General features: G+C 61.0%; 19 protein-coding genes. 9 read left to right on the plus strand and 10 right to left on the minus strand.

Annotated features, from left to right (window positions below; genetic code table 11):
* Positions 1-86: 86 nt before the first annotated feature.
* The 8 genes from prfB to LFT49_RS13730 form a co-directional block, all read right to left on the minus strand.
* Positions 87-1202, minus strand: a complete 1116-nt coding sequence (prfB, locus tag LFT49_RS13695) for a peptide chain release factor 2 (protein WP_236798865.1) — start codon at positions 1200-1202, stop codon at positions 87-89.
* Positions 1203-1297: 95 nt separating this feature from the next.
* Positions 1298-1744 (minus strand): pilus assembly protein TadG-related protein, encoded by a 447-nt coding sequence (locus LFT49_RS13700; protein ID WP_236820040.1) that lies wholly within the window; start codon positions 1742-1744, stop codon positions 1298-1300.
* Positions 1741-2166 carry a hypothetical protein gene (locus LFT49_RS13705; protein WP_236820042.1) on the minus strand — a complete coding sequence of 142 codons (426 nt, stop codon included), beginning with the start codon at positions 2164-2166 and terminating at the stop codon, positions 1741-1743. The genes LFT49_RS13700 and LFT49_RS13705 overlap by 4 nt, the downstream gene beginning before the upstream one ends.
* A gap of 142 nt (positions 2167-2308) precedes the next feature.
* The gene (locus LFT49_RS13710) at positions 2309-2725 is read right to left on the minus strand and encodes a TadE family protein (protein ID WP_236820044.1); all 417 of its coding nucleotides are present in this window, start codon (positions 2723-2725) and stop codon (positions 2309-2311) included.
* 3 nt (positions 2726-2728) lie between these two features.
* Entirely contained in the window at positions 2729-3025 is a 297-nt protein-coding gene (locus LFT49_RS13715; RefSeq protein ID WP_236798869.1) for a hypothetical protein, read from the minus strand.
* A gap of 74 nt (positions 3026-3099) precedes the next feature.
* Positions 3100-4041, minus strand: coding sequence for a type II secretion system F family protein (locus tag LFT49_RS13720; protein ID WP_236820046.1), 942 nt, complete (start codon positions 4039-4041; stop codon positions 3100-3102).
* A complete protein-coding gene (locus LFT49_RS13725) occupies positions 4038-4895 on the minus strand; it encodes a type II secretion system F family protein (protein WP_236798871.1) in 858 nt (285 codons plus the stop codon). The genes LFT49_RS13720 and LFT49_RS13725 overlap by 4 nt, the downstream gene beginning before the upstream one ends.
* A complete protein-coding gene (locus LFT49_RS13730; RefSeq protein ID WP_236820048.1) occupies positions 4892-6115 on the minus strand; it encodes a CpaF family protein in 1224 nt (407 codons plus the stop codon). The genes LFT49_RS13725 and LFT49_RS13730 overlap by 4 nt, the downstream gene beginning before the upstream one ends.
* A 523-nt stretch (positions 6116-6638) precedes the next feature.
* Between LFT49_RS13730 and LFT49_RS13735 the strand changes: the two genes are divergently transcribed.
* Together LFT49_RS13735 and LFT49_RS13740 are read left to right on the plus strand one after the other, a co-directional pair.
* Positions 6639-8870: a hypothetical protein gene (locus tag LFT49_RS13735; protein WP_236798881.1), complete on the plus strand. Its 2232-nt coding sequence runs from the start codon at positions 6639-6641 to the stop codon at positions 8868-8870.
* Positions 8871-9485: 615 nt separating this feature from the next.
* Positions 9486-11639, plus strand: coding sequence for a GH25 family lysozyme (locus LFT49_RS13740; protein ID WP_236820050.1), 2154 nt, complete (start codon positions 9486-9488; stop codon positions 11637-11639).
* 54 nt (positions 11640-11693) lie between these two features.
* Here the strand turns inward: LFT49_RS13740 and rfbA are convergent, their stop codons facing one another.
* On the minus strand, positions 11694-12560 hold the full coding sequence (gene rfbA, locus LFT49_RS13745; protein WP_236798883.1) for a glucose-1-phosphate thymidylyltransferase RfbA: 867 nt from the start codon (positions 12558-12560) through the stop codon (positions 11694-11696).
* A 55-nt stretch (positions 12561-12615) separates the two neighbouring features.
* Between rfbA and rfbB the strand changes: the two genes are divergently transcribed.
* The 4 genes from rfbB to LFT49_RS13765 are packed head-to-tail and all read left to right on the plus strand — an operon-like array spanning position 12616 to position 16192.
* Positions 12616-13614 (plus strand): dTDP-glucose 4,6-dehydratase, encoded by a 999-nt coding sequence (gene rfbB / locus LFT49_RS13750; RefSeq protein ID WP_236798884.1) that lies wholly within the window; start codon positions 12616-12618, stop codon positions 13612-13614.
* A gap of 3 nt (positions 13615-13617) precedes the next feature.
* Positions 13618-15042, plus strand: a complete 1425-nt coding sequence (locus LFT49_RS13755) for a sugar nucleotide-binding protein (RefSeq protein WP_237428513.1) — start codon at positions 13618-13620, stop codon at positions 15040-15042.
* The gene (locus LFT49_RS13760; RefSeq protein ID WP_236798886.1) at positions 15039-15770 is read left to right on the plus strand and encodes a glycosyltransferase family 2 protein; all 732 of its coding nucleotides are present in this window, start codon (positions 15039-15041) and stop codon (positions 15768-15770) included. The genes LFT49_RS13755 and LFT49_RS13760 overlap by 4 nt, the downstream gene beginning before the upstream one ends.
* An 8-nt stretch (positions 15771-15778) precedes the next feature.
* A complete protein-coding gene (locus LFT49_RS13765) occupies positions 15779-16192 on the plus strand; it encodes a DUF2304 domain-containing protein (protein WP_236798887.1) in 414 nt (137 codons plus the stop codon).
* Positions 16193-16251: 59 nt separating this feature from the next.
* Here LFT49_RS13765 and LFT49_RS13770 read toward each other — a convergent pair whose 3' ends face one another.
* Entirely contained in the window at positions 16252-17133 is an 882-nt protein-coding gene (locus LFT49_RS13770; RefSeq protein WP_236798888.1) for a glycosyltransferase family 2 protein, read from the minus strand.
* 238 nt (positions 17134-17371) lie between these two features.
* On the opposite strand from LFT49_RS13770, the gene LFT49_RS13775 reads away from it, so the two are divergent.
* Genes LFT49_RS13775 through LFT49_RS13785 form a run of 3 tightly spaced genes read left to right on the plus strand, consistent with a single transcriptional unit; the run spans position 17372 to position 20087 of the window.
* Positions 17372-18301, plus strand: a complete 930-nt coding sequence (locus LFT49_RS13775; RefSeq protein ID WP_236820053.1) for a glycosyltransferase — start codon at positions 17372-17374, stop codon at positions 18299-18301.
* Positions 18298-19041, plus strand: a complete 744-nt coding sequence (locus LFT49_RS13780) for a glycosyltransferase (protein ID WP_236820055.1) — start codon at positions 18298-18300, stop codon at positions 19039-19041. Before LFT49_RS13775 ends, LFT49_RS13780 begins: the two co-directional genes overlap by 4 nt.
* Entirely contained in the window at positions 19038-20087 is a 1050-nt protein-coding gene (locus tag LFT49_RS13785) for a glycosyltransferase (protein ID WP_236820057.1), read from the plus strand. The genes LFT49_RS13780 and LFT49_RS13785 overlap by 4 nt, the downstream gene beginning before the upstream one ends.
* The last annotated feature ends 60 nt before the right edge of the window (positions 20088-20147 follow it).

Below are 20147 nucleotides of genomic sequence, written 5' to 3' on the forward strand. Positions count from 1 at the left end.
TTGACTATACGCAAAACGTTCGGCGGTTGGCCGGGCTTCCAGGGGCGTGTCGCCGGATCAGCGGTCCCCGGGCCTTGGAGTGACGGCTACTTTTCGGCGTTCCGGTTGTCTGTTCGCCAGCGGATGCCGGCGTCGATGAAGTCATCAATTTCACCGTCGAACACTGCCGCGGTATTGCCCACCTCGTGCTCGGTCCGCAGGTCCTTAACCATTTGGTACGGGTTCAGGACGTAGGAGCGCATCTGGTCACCCCAGGATGCCTTGACGTCCCCGGCCAGCGCCTTCTTTTCCGCATCCTCCTGCTCCTTCTTCAAAAGCAGGAGGCGGGACTGCAGCACGCGCATGGCAGCTGCACGGTTCTGCAGCTGGGACTTTTCATTCTGCATGGACACCACGGTGCCCGTCGGGATATGGGTAAGGCGGACAGCGGAGTCGGTCGTGTTCACCGACTGGCCGCCAGGGCCGGATGAACGGAAGACGTCCACCCTGATTTCGTTGTCGGGGATGTCGATCGAGTCGGTCTGTTCGATCAGCGGAATGACTTCAACAGCAGCGAAGGAGGTCTGCCGGCGGCCCTGGTTATCAAAGGGGCTGATCCTGACGAGGCGGTGGGTCCCGGCTTCCACGCTCAGGGTCCCGTACGCGTAGGGCGCCTTCACCTCGAAAGTGGCGGACTTGAGTCCAGCCTCTTCCGCGTAGGAAGTATCCATGACGGTTGTAGGGTAGCCGTGCCGTTCCGCCCAGCGGAGGTACATGCGCATGAGCATCTCGGCAAAGTCTGCGGCATCAACGCCTCCTGCGCCCGCGCGAATGGAAACCACGGCTTCGCGCTCGTCGTACTCACCCGAAAGCAGTGTCACGACTTCCAGGTCCTTGAGGGCCTTCTTAATGGACTCAAGTTCGGCCGCGGCCTCCCCCATCGAGTCGGCGTCGTCCTCGTCCTGCCCGAGCTCAACCAGTACTTCCAGATCGTCGATCCGGGCCGCAAGATTGGTGAGGCGTTCCAGTTCCGACTGTCGGTGGGAGAGCCGCGAGGTGATTTTCTGTGCGGCCGCGGGATCGTCCCAAAGGTCGGGCTCCCCTGCCCGCTCGCTGAGTTCTGCGATGTCCTCCTTGAGTGCCTCCACGTCGGAAACGCGTTCAATGGACTCGTAGGTGGCGCGGAGCGCGCGGATTTCAGCGGAAAAATCAATATTGGCCATGGTGGTTTAAGCCTACGCTATCGGGGCATACCGCCCGGCCCGGCCCGTGAGCCGGTTCAGTGGCCCGTCGTCGCGACGGCCAGCCGGCCAACGCGTCAGCGGGTCAGCCGCGAACGCGCGGTTGATGTCGCCTCGATGCGGATGCCGTCAGGAACCAGGAAGTTCACTACGGGCGGGTGGACGGAGGCAGTGAGGACCACGACGGCAGTGGAACCGTCCGGCGTGCCCGTTGCCCCGGTGACAGCAAGGCTGGAAAACCGCTGCGAGGCGGGGCTCCTGGCGACGAAATCGGCGGCCACATTTCGGACCCGGGCGGGGTTGAGGACAGCGGATGGGCTTCCCCCCTCTGCTGAGACTTCCCCCAGTGTGTAGCTGTCGGCCGCAGCCAGGGACGCCGCATCCGCCAAGGACAGGAGACGCTTGTGCTCCAGGTACACCGCGGTTATGCCGATGACCACGGTCGCCACTAAAAGCGCCAGGAGCACGTAGCCGAGGATCATCACCATCAGCTGTCCGCTTTCATCCGGTTCCCTGCGTTTCACCGGTACCGACCGACGAGCTGGGTAGAAGATGCTTCTACCTCCGTTGCGGACAACCCTTCGGCAAACGGCACGAACGGCAGGGGCACGCCCAGCCTGACGGTCACGGTTACCGCAGTGCCCGCCGCCTGGCAGTCGGCGGGATTGCAGGTGGTGGTCATGGTGGCGCGGTCCGGCTGGTGCCCGAAGTCGGAAAGGGCAAGAGCCACCGCCCGCTCCGCTGTTGCCTGGGCCGTGGAGGAATCGGGCTGGGCGACAAACACCTTCGCTGCCTGGTCTGCGGCGCCCACCACCGCAAACGATCCTCCCTGGATTTGGCCAACCGTGATTACGAAGTACACGAGCGGGACCATCAGCAGGAGTGCAAGGAAGGTGAACTCGACTACCGCGCTTCCCTGTTCACTGGAACGCCGCTGCCGGTACACAGGCCCTTTGGATGTTTGATCCGACTCACAGTCCCGGTCGCTTTTGAAGCAGAGTGTCTCAGCCAGGCGCGCCTGGAGGCGCAGGCGGAGACTGGAACCAAACTGTACGTTGGCCCCGTCCAGTGACGTAGAGCGGGACCGATCAGGGCTGGATGGCGGCATGACCTTTCACCTCCAGCATGTCCCGCGGTCCTATCAGGCCGATGACGGGCATTGGAGACCTGACCGTCACCTCCAGTGTCCGCATACCTTGCACGCTTACTTCCTCGCTACTGACCTGCTCTGCAAAACCTTTGTTCAAGGCCATGCTTATGAGGCTGCGGGTTCGTTCCTCGGCGTCCGAGGCGGTGCGGTCAGCAAGGGTTCCATACCGTGCCCCTGATGCAGCCGCATCTATGAGCGTATTCCGGACATGCAGTACCAGGGTCAACTGGACGATCGCCAGAAAGAACATTGTCAGCAGCCCGCCTACCAGGACAAAGTCCACCACGGCCGAACCCCGCTCCCCGGGGCGGGACAAGTCCGGCTGCACCGCCGGACCGGGAGCGGACACCTCCATGGTTCAGTTTCCCACCTTGTCCATTGCCTGGTTGAACATCGCCTCCAGTGCTGGGCCTGCAAGCGCCAGCAGGGCGGCAACCAGGACAGCGGACATCAGGGTTATCATCACCCAGCCCGGAACGTCGCCGCGTTCAGGATCATCGCTGGGGTTCGCTACGGACAATTCGTCGTTATCCTGTCCGTGGCGGCCCTGCGCGGCGCGAAGCGGCTGCGGGCGGCCCCTCCGGGTCACCTGCAACTGGAGCAAAGCCGCAAGGCCAAGAAGCAGCATCACGAAGCGGGTTTCCATGGTTTTCATCTTGGTCCTATTCCTGTTTCCTTGACGGGGCATGCAGTTGTTGCTGAAGTGCGGGCCTTTGGTTTTGGCAGCCATCAGAAGCCCAGGTTGATGGCGGCGAGGCCGGGAAATACCGCGAATACGACGGTTAGGGGAAGCACCCCGAAAACCAAGGGCACCATCATTGCGATCTCCTTTTTCCCGGCAGCTTCCATCAGATCGCGCTTGGCTGAGTCGCGTACGTCCTGCGCCTGTGCGCGAAGCACGTCGGCCAAAGGTGTTCCTCTTTCCACCGCCACGATGATCCCGTCGACGAACCTGACCAGCGGTGCAAGGTCGGTGCGTGCAGAAAACTCCTGCAGGGCCACAACCAAGGGCTTGCCGGCTCTTGTCTCTGCGAGGATTTTCGAGAACTCTTTGGACAGCTCACCGTTGGCACTCCTGCACACACGATCCAAAGCGCCTGTTGCGCTCTCCCCCGCGCCAACAGCAAGGGCCATCAATTCGGCCAGGCTGGGAAACTCTGCCATCATCCGTGTTTCCCGCCGGCGGACTTGGGCGCCCAGCCAGTAGTCCCGCAGTACGAAACCTGCTGCGGCACTGCCGATAACCACTGCGGCCGCAAAGACCGGGCTGAACCTACCGGCGGCTGCTCCGACCAGGACGACGATCAGAGAGACGCCAAACCCGGCCGCCGCCCACAGCAATTGTTCTGCACGGAAATCAAGCGGCGATTTGTCCAATCCCGCCTGCGCGAGCCGACGTCCCGTGGCCCCGGGTGCGGGATTGAGCTTCCCCAAGGTGGTGAGCCAGTCCCGGAAAACCGGCCGGAGAATCCGTTCAAGCGGTCCGAACGGCGTTAGATTCTGCTCCCCACTGCGCAGAAGCCGCGATTCCAGGTTCTGGGACTTCAGCTGGGGCTCAATCCGCTCAGACAACGTTATGGGGCGCATGGGAGGAGACCGGAAGATAACGAGCCACAAGCCGAAGCCCAGGGCAATTCCGCAGATTACGGCGGCGGGGGAAAGACTCGTCAACGCAGCACCCTTTCGTCCTGCGGCAGGGCCCCGATCTTCAACATCACGGTGTAGCAAACCAGCGAGACCACCAGCCCACCAAGCAGCACGGCGGCGCCCAGGGGCGTGTTGTAGGCCTGTATCGCTTCCGGTCTGGTCGCCAGCAGAATCATGACGATCCAGGGCGCAGCAACTGCGAGGCGGGCGGCATTTATGGTCCACGACTGGCGTGCCTCAAGTTCACTGCGGGTCCGGGCATTTTCCCTCAGGAACTCTGCCAGGGTCCCCAGGAGTTTTCCCAGGTCTGAGCCGCCCACTTCCCGCGTCAGCCGGAGTGCTTCGATAATCCGGTCAGCCACGGGGTCGGCGAGCCGCTGTTTCAGCTTGTTCAGCGAACCATCGAATTGGCCACCGGCCCGGTAGTCAGCCCCAAACTCCCGGAAGAGCGGCCGCAGTTCCTCGGGCCCTTTGTCTCCAAGCTGGATAAGCGCCTCAGGCAGCGGCAGGCCTGCACGGATTGCGGATCGGAGGTGGTCAACAACGTCAGGCCACAGTTGACGCAGCATGGCCGTCCTCTTTTTAGCGCGCCACCGCAGAAGGGTGATTGGCAGCCACCCGCCGAAAAGGCCGAAGCAGCAGGCGATGGGCCAGGAACGGCTGAGACCATAGAAGACCAGGGCCACAAATGCCCCGAGCCCAAGGCAAGTCCCAACCAAACCGCGGGGTGAGACTTTATCCACTCCGGCGCCGACGAGCAGGTCTGCCAGCCGGCCCGGCTTGCGCTCCCGCTTTGCAGAGTCAGGCGTTTGCCAACAGGACCACCAAATGAGGAAGAAGCCAACCCCCGCCGTAGTTCCCACCAGGGCCGCGATCATCGCGGATCCAGCAGCGCGGCGACGTCGTACCCTGCCTTCGAAAGCTTCTCCGCTGCAGGCATAGCGTTTGCCCGGGGCTGCAGGACCCCGTTTTCCATGGCGAAGACCAATGAGGATTCGATAATGCCGTTTTCCACGCGGCGTCCCAATGACAGGACTTGGGTTACTTGCCGCCGCCCATCGGCGTGCCGGCTGCAGTGCACCACTAGGTCTATGCACGATGCAACGGTGGGGACCACGAACGCACTGGATATGTTCTCCCCCGCGAGCAAAGGAAGGGTGCAGATTTTGGTTACTGCATCGTGTGCCGAGTTGGCGTGGACAGTACACATACCGGGAAGTCCGCTATTGAGTGCGATCAGCATGTCCAGGCTCTCAGCTTCCCGCACCTCCCCCACCACCAAACGGTCCGGGCGCATGCGCAGAGCCTCCTTCACTAGTCGGCGAAGTGGAATTTCGCCCTCACCTTCGAGGTTCGGCTGCCTGCACTGCAGGCCTACGACGTCCCTGAGGGGGAACTGAAGCTCGAAGATTTCCTCGACGGTGATGACGCGCTCCCGACTTCCGATGCTGGCCGCCAAGCAGTTCAGCATGGTTGTCTTGCCTGCCTGCGTTGCCCCGGAAACGAGGATGTTGAGGCCGCTGGAAACTGCCGCGCCAAGAAAGCGCGCAGCTTGTGGGGTCAGGGTTCCCAACTCCACAAGATGTTCAAGACGGCTGGCTTTTACGACAAATTTACGAATGTTCACGGCCCAGTGGCGGCGCGTGACGTCCGGAATGACAACATGGAGCCTGGAGCCGTCGGGCAGCGCTGCATCCACAAAGGGCGACGACATATCCAGCCTTCTGCCGGAGCTTTTGAGCATGCGTTCCACCAGATCCCGCACCTGCTGCTCGGAAAGGCTGAGCGACGTCAGCTCTGACTCGCCGTTGCGTGCGACATAGATTTCATTGGGGGCGTTGAGCCAGATCTCTTCAATCGATGGATCATCGAGGAGGGGTTGAAGTACGCCGAACCCTGCGACGGCGTCGAAAAGGAACCGACGCGCTGCGTCAAGAGGGCCAAGGGGCGGAAGAGGTCCCATGAGGGCCCGTTCGTCGTAGTCAGTGACTGCGGCTTCGACCAATCGACGGACCTCGCCTGCCTGCCTGAGCGGGTCCAGCCCGCGGCGGCGAATGAGCTCGCGGACTTCGTCCTCGACTATTCCCAGCGCGTCCATATGTTCCCCCATACAACTGCCGCCCCCGGCGGAGGCAGTGCGACTGAGGTCCAGCCTAAGGAGCCGGTCCTGCCACAACAAGTCAAATGACAAGGCTGTGGACAAACCGAACAATGCAGAACGATCAGTACCCTGAGTACCTTGGCCCCGTGGACCGGTAGGCAGCCCTCTCCAAGTGGAGTACTCACTACCCGTGTGCCAAGTGTTGCAGGAGGGATTAATGGTGAGCGGGGGCACCAGCTTCCTTAGGGACCTGGACGCAGCAGCGTTGGGGCTGATTGTTAGGAGAATCGTGAAGAGACGCATGACGCGCGCCCTGGGCCAAGGACTGGCAACAGTTCTTGTTGTCTCTGGGCTGGCAACAGTATTTGGGGCGCCAGCCGGCGCGGCAGCCCCAACAGTGGCTGCGCCGGCCCCAACGTATGGTTTTCCCAGCGTGACATATACCGGGTCTGGGCAGGCAGCCACGGAAGAGAAGCCTCAGAGCAAGCTCTGGTGGAACGATGGCTCCTGGTGGGCTGACATGTGGACCACTGGAAGCGGATGGCGAATCTACAAGCTTGATCGCACCGCAGAAAAGTGGGTTGACACCGGGGTTGCCATAGACAGCCGAACCAACACACTTGCAGACACCCTATGGGACGGCACGCACCTGTACGTCGCCTCCCATGTCGTCACAACATCAACCGAGAACGCTCCAGTTGCTTCTCTACCCAACCAACCTGCCAGGCTCTACCGGTACAGCTATGCAAACGGGAAGTACACGCTGGACTCCGGGTTCCCCACTACCATCACCACTGACAGCAGTGAAACGATGACCATCGACAAGGACAGCACGGGGGCCATTTGGGCTACGTGGACCCACGTCACAGGTGACGCAACTGCGGGATACACCAACAGCGTGATGGTCAACAGTTCCGCGGCCGGTGGCACGAACTGGGGCACGCCCGCGGTCCTCCCTGTTAACAACGTGCACCCCACGCCGGATGATATTTCCGCCGTTGTGGCGTTTGGCAAGAAGCAGATCGGGGTGATGTGGTCCGACCAGTCCACAGGTTCTGTTTGGTGGGCTACCCACACGGATGGCCAGTCGGCCGGCTCCTGGAAGGCCCAGCCCGCAGTGCAGGGGAAGGGCATCGCAGACGACCACCTCAACCTCAAGTCCCTGCAAGCGGACAGCGCTGGCCGGGTATTCGCCGCCGTTAAGACAAGCCTCGATGAAACTGCCACGGACAAGACGCTTCCGCAGCTGCAGCTTCTGGTTTTCAAGCCTGGTACAGGGTCCTTCTCACGGTCCACCATCTCCACGCTGGCTGACTGCGAAACCCGGCCACAAATCGTGCTTGATCCTGAAAACAACAAGGTGCACGCGTTCCAGACGGGGCCGGCGACGTCAGCCAGTGGCTGCCCGTACACCGGCGTTTCGGGCGCCATCTACCAAAAGACCGCCGACATGGACAATCCTGTCTTTGCATCCGGCCGTGGGACTCCTGTTATCCAGGATGGCTCTTCACTGAACATGAACAACGTGAGCACCAGTAAGCAACCGGTCAACAGCACCACGGGCATCGTGGCTCTGGCCACCGATGACGTGGCCAAGCGCTACTGGTTCGCCGATCTGCCTGTTGCTGGCGGCAAGACGGCCACGGCACCGGGAACATTCGTTCCGGTCACGCCAAAGCGGTTCCTGGATACGAGGACATCCTCAAAAGTGGGACCTGGAGGTACCGTGTCCTTCCAGGTGGCCGGTGCCTCAGGGATTCCGGCGAACGTCTCGTCAGTCGTGTTCAACCTGACCGTGACAGAACCGGAGGCGAACGGATTCATTTCGGCCTACCCCTCACTCACAAGCGCTCCTGCGACGTCGAATGTGAACTATGGGAAAGGCCAGACTGTGCCGAACCTGGTAACTGTGCCAGTGGGTAGCGACGGCAAGGTAACGCTCAAGAACTCCTCCACCGGTGCAACCCAGTTGGTAGCTGACGTCAGCGGGTACTACCTCGGAGGTACCCCGGCTGTACCCGGCGCACTTGTCCCGGTCGGACCCTCGCGGTTGCTGGATACCCGGTCCTCCTCCCCTGTTGCGGCCCATGCCACGATGTCCTTCCAGGTAGGCGGCAGCTCCGGCATCCCGGACAAGGTTTCCGCGGTGGTGTTCAACCTGACGGTCACCCAGCCGCAATCCGATGGGTTCATCACCGCCTATCCTTCCGGCGGCGCTGCACCCAATGCCTCGAACGTCAACTATGCGCCGAACCAGACCGTACCCAACCTGGTCACCGTGCCAGTGGGCGCTGACGGCAAAGTGAACCTCACAAACAACTCCAACGGCTCAGCACAACTTGTGGCTGACGTCTTTGGCTACTACATTGCCGGGACACCCACCGCGGCTGGAGCTTTTGTGCCGGTAGGACCGTCCCGGTTCCTCGACACACGCCTTTCCACCGGGCCCGTTGCGACCAACACCTCGGCTACGTTCCAGGTAGCCGGCGCCTCGGGCATTCCTGCCTCTGTTGCAGGTGTGGTCTTCAACCTGACGGTGACAGAACCTACCTCCAACGGTTTCATCACCGCATACCCGTCCGGGCAGGCTGTACCGAACGCCTCCAACGTCAACTTCGGCAAGAGCCAAACAGTGCCGAACTTGGTGGTGGTTCCGGTGGGTTCCGACGGCAAGGTGAGCCTTAGGAACAGCTCCACCGGGGGGACTGTGCAGCTGGTGAGCGATGTCAGCGGCTACTTCCTCGGGGGTTAGCACGAAACCTCCTGCCTTGGCAGGATAGGGCATGAAATAAGACGTCGGGGGAAGGGCAGGACGCCTTTCCCCCGACGTCTTTGTGCTCCTGCTTTAGACAACTTGTAGCCGGCGGCCTACCCCCGGGACTTCCGCGGTCTTCACAGCTGCAACCTGCACAACACTGGTCCCAGTAGTAACAGGATGCTATGGTGAGCGCGTTATTTAACGAAATAGCACTATCAGGGGACTTCCTGGGGGAAATCGCCTGAGCAGTATCCAAAGGGCGCTCGGGGGAGCGTCGCAATTTCTCCGGAGCAAAAAATGAAGCGGAACCTGTCTCAGTCCCGTCGCCTGGCCCTGAAACCCTTAGGGGTGCTCGTCCTTGCCTGCTCGCTGACGCTGGGTCCCGGCATTAGCGGTGCAGCTTTCGCGGTGGACTCCAATCCTTCGCCTACTCCTTCACCATCAATAAGCGGGACAGCTGCTGGGACCGCCCCTTCGTCGTCTCCCGCCCCGTCACCCGAGGCCTCAGTCCCCGCCTCTTCGCCCGCAGCCAGCGCGGCCCCGGCGCCGACGGCGCCGACGGCGCCACCGGCGCAGTCCATGGCTGAGGCCGTCGGGAAGGGCGCTCAGATGGGCCAGCGGTCAGCCCGGGTAACATCGTCGTCCAGCACCTCCGCTGTCCAGCGACTCAGTACCGAGTCGCTGGCGACCCAAGGGACATGGACGCCCACCTTTGGAATCCAGGGACTTGACGTCAGCGGTTACCAGCCCAACGTCGACTGGCAGCAGCAGTGGAACATGGGTGCACGATTTGCTTATGTAAAGGCCAGCGAGGGCAATTACATGACGAATGACCAGTTCAGCCCGCAGTACCAGGGCTCCAGGAACGTCGGAATGATCCGCGGTGCCTACCACTTTGCCATCCCAAACTGGTCATCAGGCGCCGACCAGGCCCGGTACTTTGTAGCAAACGGCGGCGGATGGTCCGCCGACGGGTACACCATGCCGCCGGTCCTCGATTTCGAGTTCAATCCCTATGAGGGCCGGACCATCAACGGTTTCTACTTTGGAAACACCTGCTACAACATGACTCCCGGGCAGCTGGCGTCCTGGGTACAGGACTTTGGAAACACCATGAGGTCCTTGACCGGCCGGCTTCCGGCGATCTACACGAACACAATCTGGTGGAACCAGTGCCTTGGAAACCCTGCGGGCTTCGGTGACTACCCCCTGTGGGTGGCAGCCTACCCCGGAGCGCCCACCAACGATGCCGGGGCAGTCCCGACAGGCAGTTGGAGCACCTACAGCATGTGGCAATACAGCAGCACAGGGCCATTTGCGGGCGACTCCAACGTATGGAACGGCGACTATCCATCCCTGCAGCGGTTTGCAGGTGCGGCGCTTCCAACAGGAAGCTTCGACTCCCTGTCCGTGACAGGCAGCGGCACCCAATTTGCGCTGCGCGCGCGGGGCTGGTCGGTTGATCTTGCCAACACCGCCGCCTCGAACCAAACACACGTCTACGTCACGTCACCGGACGGCAGCACCACGGGTTACGCCTGGACAGCCAATGCCTCAAGACCTGATGTTGACCAGGCCCTGGGCTACGGGCCCAACCACGGTTTCGACGGATCTGTGCCTATCACCCGCTCAGGAACATACACTGCATGTGCCTACTCGATCGGCACGTATGGCAACACGCCCCTGGGCTGCAAGAGCGTAAGCGCTACAGGAATTGGCGTGCCTGTAGGCAGCTTCGACAGCCTCACGCAAAACCGAACCGTGGACAAGGTCACACTGCAGCTCAAAGGGTGGGCGGCTGACCAGGCCAATCCCTCAACGTCCTCGTATACAGACGCCTACGTGACAGCTCCGAACGGAACCACCACCGGCTACCGCATGACCGCAAACACTTCCAGGCCAGACGTGCAGTCAGCGACAGGCCTGGGTTCCAACCACGGTTTCGACTATCAGGTCCCCGTGACAGCTCCGGGATCTTACAAGGTCTGCACGTATGCGATAGGCCAGAATGCAAACACTCCCTTGGGTTGCAGGACTATAAGCGTCGATGCGAATCCGTCCCCCATTGGCAGTTACGACACCCTGACCATCACCCAAGCCACCAACTCGGCGGCCCTTCAGGTCACCGGTTGGGCCCTGGATCCCACCCAGCCCGCCACCAGCATTCCCGTCAACGTGTACATTTCCGCCAAAGACGGAACCGCGGTGACGAGCCCTACACCTGTGAACGTCACGGCCAACCTGAAAAGGCCAGATGTGAACTCCGCACTGGGGACAGTGGGTGACCATGGTTTCCAGGCCGCACTTCCCATCAACTCGACCGGCACCTATTCGGTCTGCGTCCAGGCTGCTGGCGTGGCACCTGTCTCCAACGGGCCCACCCTACTTGGATGCAGGAACTTCTCCGTTTCCTCTACGCCGCCCACCATGGGATTCCTCGACAGCGCCGGCATCCAGGTGTCCAATGGGCAGGCTGCGGTCGTAACCCAGGGCTGGACACTGGACCCTGCATTGCCCGGCATTTCCAATCCTGTTCACGTCTACGTCACGTACCCGGACGGGAGCACCAGAGGATATCCCTTCACTGCCAATCTCAAGCGGCCGGATGTCAACAGCGCCCTGCAGACGGTGGGTGACCACGGCTACTCGACATCTGTCCCAATCACCGCCCGCGGCCAATACCGCGTCTGCACTTACGGGGTTGCGGTCTCAATGTTTGCTGCGTACAACTCCCAGTTGGGATGCCGCTCGTTGACTTACTAGGACACGATTAAGGGGGGTGAAGCCGCGGCTTCACCCCCCTTAATCGTGTCCAGGCTACTTTTCAGCCAGGAGCTCCAACAGGTAAGCCCCGTAACCGCTCTTGACCAAGGGCTCGGCCCGTTCGCGGAGTTCGTCGTCGCTCAGGAACCCGAGCCGCCACGAAATCTCCTCGGGGGCACCAATTTTCAGGCCCTGCCTGTTCTCGACGGTTCGGATGAAGTTCGAGGCATCATTGAGGTCATTGAAGGTGCCCGTATCAAGCCAAGCGGTTCCACGCGGCAAAATTTCGACCTGCAGCTTACCGGCCTCCAGATAGATCCGGTTTACGTCGGTGATTTCCAGTTCCCCACGGGCAGAGGGCTTCAGGTTCTTGGCGATATCAACAACATTGTTGTCATAGAAATACAGCCCTGGAACCGCATAATGGCTCTTCGGAGCCGCTGGCTTCTCCTCCAGCGACAGGGCCTTGCCATTGTCGTCGAACTCCACCACACCGTAGGCGGAGGGATCCTTGACCCAGTACCCAAAGACCGCTCCGCCGTCGATGGTCTTGAAACGGCGCAGCTGGGTCCCCATGCCCTGGCCGTAGAAGATGTTGTCGCCCAGCACCAGTGCGACGCTGTCATCGCCGATGTGGTCGGCGCCGAGGACAAAGGCCTGGGCCAATCCATCGGGCGAAGGCTGCTGCTTATAGGTGATGGAAACACCGAAACGGGACCCGTCTCCCAGCAAGCGTTCAAACTGCTCCGCGTCGTGGGGCGTCGTGATGATGAGGATGTCCCGGATACCTGCAAGGATCAACGTTGACAGCGGGTAGTAGATCATCGGCTTGTCGTAGACCGGTACCAACTGCTTGCTGACACCCAGCGTGATGGGATGAAGCCTGGAGCCGGTTCCGCCGGCAAGTATTATTCCGCGCATGCCCCCATCTTTCCCTTCGCTTAGGGCAGCGGCAAATCCGGTAGTCTAGGGAATTATGCAGCGACTTCTAGTGACCGGCGGAGCCGGCTTTATCGGCTCGAACTTTGTCCACTACGTTATCGAAAACACCGAAGACCACGTCACTGTTCTGGACAAGCTGACCTACGCGGGCAACCTTGAGTCGTTGCAGGGCCTTCCGCAGGAACGCTTCAACTTCGTTCAGGGAGACATTGCAGACGCCGGGCTTGTAGATGCCCTTGTGGCCGACACCGATGTAGTTGTCCATTACGCTGCGGAGTCCCACAACGACAACTCCCTCCACGACCCCCGCCCGTTCCTGGACACCAACATCATCGGCACCTACACACTGATCGAAGCAGCCCGCAAGCACAACAAGCGCTTCCACCACATTTCGACTGACGAGGTCTACGGAGACCTGGAACTGGATGACCCGGAGCGCTTCACGGAGCAAACTCCCTACAACCCGTCCAGCCCGTACTCCTCCACCAAGGCCGGATCCGACCTTCTGGTCAGGGCATGGGTACGATCCTTCGGCCTGCAGGCCACCATCAGCAACTGCTCCAATAACTACGGGCCGTACCAGCACGTGGAAAAGTTCATTCCCCGGCAAATCACCAACGTGATCGACGGGATCCGTCCCAAGCTCTACGGCAAGGGCGAAAATGTCAGGGACTGGATCCACGCCAATGACCATTCCTCAGCTGTGCTGGCCATCATCGCCAAGGGAACCATCGGCGAAACGTACTTGATCGGGGCTGACGGAGAGAAGAACAACAAAGAAGTTGTCGAACTGATCCTTAAGCACATGGGGCAGTCCGCTGACGCGTACGACCACGTGGTTGACCGCCCCGGCCACGACCTGCGGTACGCCATTGACTCCACCAAGCTTCGCAATGAGCTCGGGTGGGAGCCCAGGTTCTCCAATTTCGATGAGGGGATCGAAAACACCATCGCGTGGTACCGGGAAAACGAGGCTTGGTGGCGTCCGCAGAAAGCCGCCACCGAGGCCAAGTACAAGGAACAGGGCCAGTAACAAATGTCCCTGGAGTTCTCGAAAAAGCTTGCCGCCCACCAAACCCCCATTCCCGGCGTCGTCCTCTATGACCTTCCGGTCCATGGTGACAACCGGGGCTGGTTCAAGGAGAACTGGCAGCGGGAAAAAATGGTGGCCCTTGGGCTGCCCGACTTCCGGCCGGTCCAGAACAACATCTCCTACAACGAAAAGGCCGGCACCACCCGCGGGATCCACGCGGAGCCTTGGGACAAGTTCATCTCGGTTGCTACCGGCCGTATTTTCGGGGCATGGGTGGACCTGCGTGAAGGGCCCTCCTTTGGGGCCGTCTTCACGGCGGAGCTTGATCCAAGCCAGGCCATCTTCATTCCACGGGGTGTTGGCAACGCCTTCCAGACACTCGAGGACAACACGGCCTACACGTATCTGGTGAATGACCACTGGTCCGCGGACGCCCAGGGTCAGTACACTTTCCTCAACCTGGCGGATGAGACAGCGGCGATACAGTGGCCCATTCCCCTTGCCCAGGCCGAGCTCTCCGATAAGGACAAGGCGCACCCACGGATGGCGGACGTCGCGCCGATGCCCGCCAAGAAGATCCTTGTAGTGGGCGCGGACGGACAACTGGGCAAAGCACTGCGCAGGACGTACGACGGCGACACAACAGTTGAGTTCGCAAGCCGGGCGGAGTTTGACCTCACCAGCGAGGCAAGCTTCGCGGGCAGGAACTGGAAGAACTACTCCGCCATCATCAACGCTGCCGCCTACACCGCCGTCGACGCCGCAGAAACGGCAGAAGGCCGGAGCGCCTCCTGGTCCATCAACGTTGCCGCGGTGGCGCACCTGGCGCGCACCGCCGTCGAACATAACCTCACTTTGGTCCATGTCTCTTCGGACTATGTCTATGACGGAACTTTGGACAGCCACGACGAGGACGAGTCCTTCACGCCCCTGGGCGTCTATGGGCAAACCAAGGCGGCCGGGGATGCGGTGGTCAGCGTCGTTCCCCGCCATTACATCGTCAGGACGAGCTGGGTTATCGGGGAAGGCAACAACTTTGTCCGCACCATGGCAAGCCTCGCGCGCCAAGGCGTCAAACCCTCAGTCGTCAACGACCAAAAGGGCCGGCTGAGTTTCACCGAAGACATCGCGGCCTTCATCCGACACCTGCTGGGTGGGGACGCGGCCTACGGGACCTACAACTTCAGCAATGAAGGTCCGGTGAAAAGCTGGGCGGATATCGCTGGAGACGTTTATGAGCAATCCGGGGCAGCCCGGAGTGACGTAACGGGCGTCACGACCGCCGAGTACTTCAAGGACAAAGCAGCGGCTCCCCGGCCGCTCAACAGCTACCTGAAGCTGGTGAAGGCGCAGTCGACAGGGTTTGAGATCCCCGACGCCGAGTCGAGGCTAAGCGCCTACCTGAAGGCGGAAAACGATAAAGCATGACTCCCGCAGAGCAAGCCCACCGCACCCTGGTGATCATGCCGGCCTGGAATGAATCGGAGTCCATCGGCAACACCATCCGGGAAGTGTTCGAGTTTGGCCCCGACTGCAGCGTCCTCGTAGTGGACGACGGTTCACGCGACAACACTGCGCAGGTCGCCCGTGCGGCGGGTGCGCTGGTCGTGCAGCTCCCTTTCAACATGGGTGTGGGCGGCGCCATGAGGACCGGTTTTAAGTACGCCAAGATGCACGGCTACTCGCAAGTCATTCAGGTCGACTCCGATGGCCAGCACGATCCACGCGATATCAAGGCCGTGCTCGACGGGCTCCAGGAAGCCGACATCGTCATTGGTGCCCGCTTCGCGGAAAAAGGAAATTACACTGTCCGGGGGCCCCGCAAGTGGGCCATGAATGTTCTGGCCTGGACCATTTCCCGGATCGCGGGCACCCGGCTCACAGACGTGACGTCGGGTTTTCGCGCTGCCAATGCCAAGGCCATTCGACAGTACGTGGACCACTACCCGGCCGAATACCTGGGTGACACGATCGATTCACTGGTCGTAGCCATCCGGTCAGGATGTACGGTGCGCCAGGTTGGGGTTTCGATGCGGGAACGCCAAGGCGGCACTCCCAGCCACGATCCGGTCAAGGCCGCCATCTATCTGGGCCGGTCAGCATTCGCCCTCCTCTTCGCTTTGACGCGCAAGAGGAATGAACCGTCGTCCAACTAGGAGTTTCCATGGCCACCCTCGTTGGCTTCATTTTTGTGCTCGTTATTTTGCTTATCATCTTCGAGATGCTGCGGCGCCGTCACCTGCGGGAGAAGTACGCCGTCATCTGGATCATCATCGGCGTCGGCGTGCTGGTGCTGGTGGCATTTCCCCAGCTTCTCTTCTGGTCCAGCAGCGTGCTCGGAGTCAAAGTTCCATCGAACCTTCTGTTCGCGATTGCACTCGTACTGCTGGTGTCGGTCTGCCTGCACCTCTCCTTCGAGCAGTCACAGGCGGAGGATGAAATCCGGGTTCTGGCGGAAGAGGTAGGCATTCTCCGCCTCAAAGTGGAGGAACTCGAAACGGGCCGGCTGCAGGGTGGCAATGCCGCCGGCGGTGGGCAGCTTCCGCCGGAAGTTCGCCCCCAGGAGCCAACGCCTTAAAAGGACCAGGTGGCTGCTCGGTATCACCGGGCAGCCACCTGGCCGTTAAACGAAACTTTCTACGAGACCACGTGTTTCAACAGCCTCGGCAGCGAGTCTGTTTTCCCGATCATCAAAGACCGGGCCACCAAAGTAGCGGCGTTCAAGCGTGATGTTGTGTGGAAGGCCGCTGCCCGTGCTGTGGCGTTCCACCCAAGTTCGCGGAAGCGGCGCGCCTGGCCCTCAAAGAAGGCACGTTCTTCATCGAACCGTCGCCCGTCGAGGGCCTTGACCGACGAGTCCGACGCCGAGTGCCGGCGGTAGAGGAATGACAGGGTGGGGTCTACCACCATGGAACCGCCTTCGGCCGCGATATCAAGCAGCAAAGCGAGGTCCTGGACCACATGCAGGCCTTCGGTAAACCCGATACGACGGATTACGTCCGTTCGCCACGCCAGAGACGGGAAGTAAGCCCAGTCCGCACGGACAAGGCTAGTGGCCATTCTTTCACCCTGGAGCAGCACCGTCTCTTTGGTGGACGGAGCGTATACCTTCTTGACGATGTCCACGAGAGGGGAGCAAGCGCGGCCCTGCTCATCGATGACCTGCACACCCGGCTGCACAACGCTCGCCTCGGGATAGGCGTCAAACGCGCGGGAGACAACGTCGAGATAGTTGGGCAACATAATGTCGTCCGCGCCCATCACGACGACAATCGGCGCTTCAGCCAGTTCGAGCGCCTTGCGGTAGTTGCCATTGGCGCCGAGGTTTGTTTCGTTCTTCCGGTACGTTACCCGGGGGTCGGTCATTGATTCGAACCAGCGCTGGGGTTCCGGGCTGGGGTACCCGTCGTCGACCACGATGAGACGCCAATCCTCGAACTGCTGGCTCATGACGCTCTGGGCCGCAAGTTTCATCAGGTCGACGTCCCCATAGTAGGGAAGCAATACATCAATGGCCATGTGCCAGGTAGGTCCTTTTCTTGAAGATACAGAGTGTTGGATCTGTCTGCCCGGAGATGAGCACCTCGACAATGCTACCGCGTCGCCACTGGCCGCCCCTTTCCGGAAGCCTGTTCGACTTGCTGGAAGAGGCAAATGGAGGCCCCTCTGAACCGACGATAGACTGGAGCCTGCTGTCTGACAGTTCCCTGACGCATTGGAACGGTCTATTTGATGAAGCGAGAAGGAACGATAAGACGTGACGCACCGGAGTGACCCGCGTGTGGCGGCTGTTATTTCAGCCTTCCACCCTCCCCAGGACCTTCCCCAGAGGGTGAGAGACCTCAGCAAGCAAGTCATTCACACGGTTGTGGTCGACGACGGATCGGACCTCGAGCGGAACAGCAGCGTGTTGCGGGAATTGGAAGACCTCGGTTGCACCGTAATTCGGATGCCGGGCAACGTTGGAATTGCGGCAGCACTGAATGCAGGTATAGAGGCCGCGATTGAGTCCTGGTCCCCCGACTTCGTGGTGACCCTCGACCAGGACTCTGCCCTTGATCCTGGCTACATCGCAGCAGCTCTGGACACGTATGCGGAAGCCCGGGCCAACGGCATCAACGCCGGCCTGGTGAGCGCCCAGTCGCATAATGGCCTGAACGTCCCGCTGCTCACCAAAAGGGCTCGTTTTCCCGAAGCGTTCGATCCCCTCCAGTCGGGAGCCGTTATCCCGGTGTCCACTTTCAAGACTGCCGGAATGCTTGACGAGAGGCTTTTCATCGACTGTGTCGACTCCGAGTTCAATCTTCGTGTGAGGTCCCACGGGCTGGCCACCCTGGTCGGAAAGGGATGCAATATGACGCATGCGTTGGGCCACGCACAGCCTATGATGCTTTTCGGCTGGCACGTGACAGTGTTGGGCGTCAAGCGCCACGTGCATTCGCATGCCCCTTTCCGGGTGTACTACATGACCAGGAACAGCATCTACCTCTGGCGGCAGTATGGTGCGAGATTCCCTGTGTGGCTGATCCGCAGACTCCGCTTCCAGGCCGAAAGCGACGTATTCAGGTTGCTTTACGGAGCCAACCGAAAAGGACAGTACCAGGCATTTATCCGGGGCTGTTTGGACGGGTGGCTCGGACGCCTTGGAAAGATTGACGCCGCCTTCCAGCGGAAGATCAGCGCATGAACGCGAATGCGCCCGTGCGGGTCTCCGTTTGCATGGCAACGTACAACGGCCAGGAATTTGTTGCGGAACAAGTGGAATCCATCCTTGCGCAGTTAACTTCCATGGACGAACTCATCATTGTTGACGATGCGTCCACTGACGGCACGCTCGACGTCGTCCGTGGCTTCGACGATCCCCGCATCGTCTTCCTGCCCAGCAAGGAAAACAGGGGGTACGTCGCCAGTTTTGAAAAGGCGATAACCGCCAGCAGGGGCGAATACATCATGCTGTCGGACCAGGACGACGTGTGGCCTGCCGGACGCGTGGAAACTCTGGTCAACGCCCTTCAAGAGAAGAACTTTGCCGCAAGCAACTTCACCGTTTTCGGAGGCCCGGCAAACAGGTACCACAAGATTCAGCTGAAAGAATCCGACAGCCGGCGGTGGGTGGCAAACATCATCACCACCTGGATTGGGGTGCGGCCATACTACGGGTGCACCATGGCTTTCCGTGCTGCCGCGAAAAAACTGATACTTCCTTTTCCGGACTTCCTGACCGAGACGCACGATCAGTGGATCGCCATCGTGGCCAACCTTAACCAAGACATGATCCATGTTGAGGCGCCGACTGTTGCACGCCGCCTGCATGACGAGAACACGACCCCCAAGTCACGCCGGCCCACCGCGGTGATTCTGCGTGCGAGAATCATGCTTCTTCGCGCGTTCTTCGTGGCCCTGGGCAGGAGGGTCCGGACCAGATGACCTCCGGGCACAATGCAGACTCGATACTCCCCTCCCCGGACAGCTACGCGGGCAGCTTCGGTGCGGTGGCACTTGCCGCCTACCAGCCGGACGAGCCAATGTTCGCCCGCCAGCTCAAATCCATCCAGGCGCAGACCCACAAGGACTTTGTTTGCCTCATTTCCGTGGATGGCGATTACCAGCCTGTTGAGGCCATGGTGCGCCGGGCATGCGGCGACGATGCGCGCTTCCAGGTGCTCGGCTACGAAAGCCGGCTCGGATTCCACCACAACTTCGAGCGTGCCCTGGAAGCAGTCCCGGAAGCAGCGCGCTGGGTTGCCCTCAGCGACCAGGACGACTATTGGTACCCGGGCAAACTCGAAGCATTGCTCCCCCATCTGGATGATTCCGCACTGGTGACAGGCCAGGCACGGGTAGTGACACCGGAGATTTCGACAGCCGATCAGGATCCTGCGAAAGGAACCCTGACCGACAGGCGCAACGTCGGTGCCGCCGACCTCATTGCCAACAACCAGGTGACGGGGTCTCTGTGTGTGTTCCGCCGCGAACTTCTTGACGTAGCCCTCCCCTTTCCATCGCTCGCTGCGCCGTCCCAATATCACGATCACTGGATCGGACTCTGTGCGCTTGCTTTCGGGGGAATCAGCATCCAGAACGACGTGTTGCAGGACTACATCCAGCACAGCGGCAATGTGGTGGGCGAGTCGCGGCAGAGCCTGCCCACGTCGATCCGCAACACCCTTCGGTTCGTCAAGCGCTATGAAGGAAGCACGAGGCCCCGCAGTATCTGCAGCATCATCTATAAGACAGGACTTGGTTGGCGCACGCTCATGGCCCGGACCCTGCTGGAACGGTCCGGGACCGTGGACCAATCTTCCTGCCCCGGCTTGCAGGAAGCGCTGAGGACCTATGGGCAGCCCCGAGCTTGGCGCCTGCTTCGTTGCCTTTTAGGTGGCGTGCTCCGTAAGAACGTGGCACCGATCCGCGCGTTGGAGATTTACCTCGGTGTGATTCTCCCGCGGATGCCGCTCGGCACGGCCACTTAGTCAAAGCCGGCCCCTGCCCCTGCTGCGGGTTTCACCGTTCCGCGGCAGCGGGTGTCCGGG

Origin of the sequence: Arthrobacter sp. FW306-06-A (genome assembly GCF_021870055.1) — a bacterium.
Taxonomy (GTDB): Bacteria; Actinomycetota; Actinomycetes; order Actinomycetales; family Micrococcaceae; genus Arthrobacter.

Coding starts and splice junctions, on each gene's coding strand:
- LFT49_RS13770 (WP_236798888.1), bottom strand. CDS start 17,133: ATGGCCATTGATGTATTGCTTCCCTACTATGGGGACGTCGACCTGATG.
- LFT49_RS13740 (WP_236820050.1), top strand. CDS start 9,486: ATGGGCCAGCGGTCAGCCCGGGTAACATCGTCGTCCAGCACCTCCGCT.
- LFT49_RS13730 (WP_236820048.1), bottom strand. CDS start 6,115: ATGGACGCGCTGGGAATAGTCGAGGACGAAGTCCGCGAGCTCATTCGC.
- LFT49_RS13735 (WP_236798881.1), top strand. CDS start 6,639: ATGTGGACCACTGGAAGCGGATGGCGAATCTACAAGCTTGATCGCACC.
- prfB (WP_236798865.1), bottom strand. CDS start 1,202: ATGGCCAATATTGATTTTTCCGCTGAAATCCGCGCGCTCCGCGCCACC.
- LFT49_RS13760 (WP_236798886.1), top strand. CDS start 15,039: ATGACTCCCGCAGAGCAAGCCCACCGCACCCTGGTGATCATGCCGGCC.
- LFT49_RS13715 (WP_236798869.1), bottom strand. CDS start 3,025: ATGAAAACCATGGAAACCCGCTTCGTGATGCTGCTTCTTGGCCTTGCG.
- LFT49_RS13755 (WP_237428513.1), top strand. CDS start 13,618: ATGTCCCTGGAGTTCTCGAAAAAGCTTGCCGCCCACCAAACCCCCATT.
- LFT49_RS13785 (WP_236820057.1), top strand. CDS start 19,038: ATGACCTCCGGGCACAATGCAGACTCGATACTCCCCTCCCCGGACAGC.
- LFT49_RS13780 (WP_236820055.1), top strand. CDS start 18,298: ATGAACGCGAATGCGCCCGTGCGGGTCTCCGTTTGCATGGCAACGTAC.
- rfbA (WP_236798883.1), bottom strand. CDS start 12,560: ATGCGCGGAATAATACTTGCCGGCGGAACCGGCTCCAGGCTTCATCCC.
- LFT49_RS13765 (WP_236798887.1), top strand. CDS start 15,779: ATGGCCACCCTCGTTGGCTTCATTTTTGTGCTCGTTATTTTGCTTATC.
- LFT49_RS13725 (WP_236798871.1), bottom strand. CDS start 4,895: ATGATCGCGGCCCTGGTGGGAACTACGGCGGGGGTTGGCTTCTTCCTC.
- LFT49_RS13710 (WP_236820044.1), bottom strand. CDS start 2,725: ATGGAGGTGTCCGCTCCCGGTCCGGCGGTGCAGCCGGACTTGTCCCGC.
- rfbB (WP_236798884.1), top strand. CDS start 12,616: ATGCAGCGACTTCTAGTGACCGGCGGAGCCGGCTTTATCGGCTCGAAC.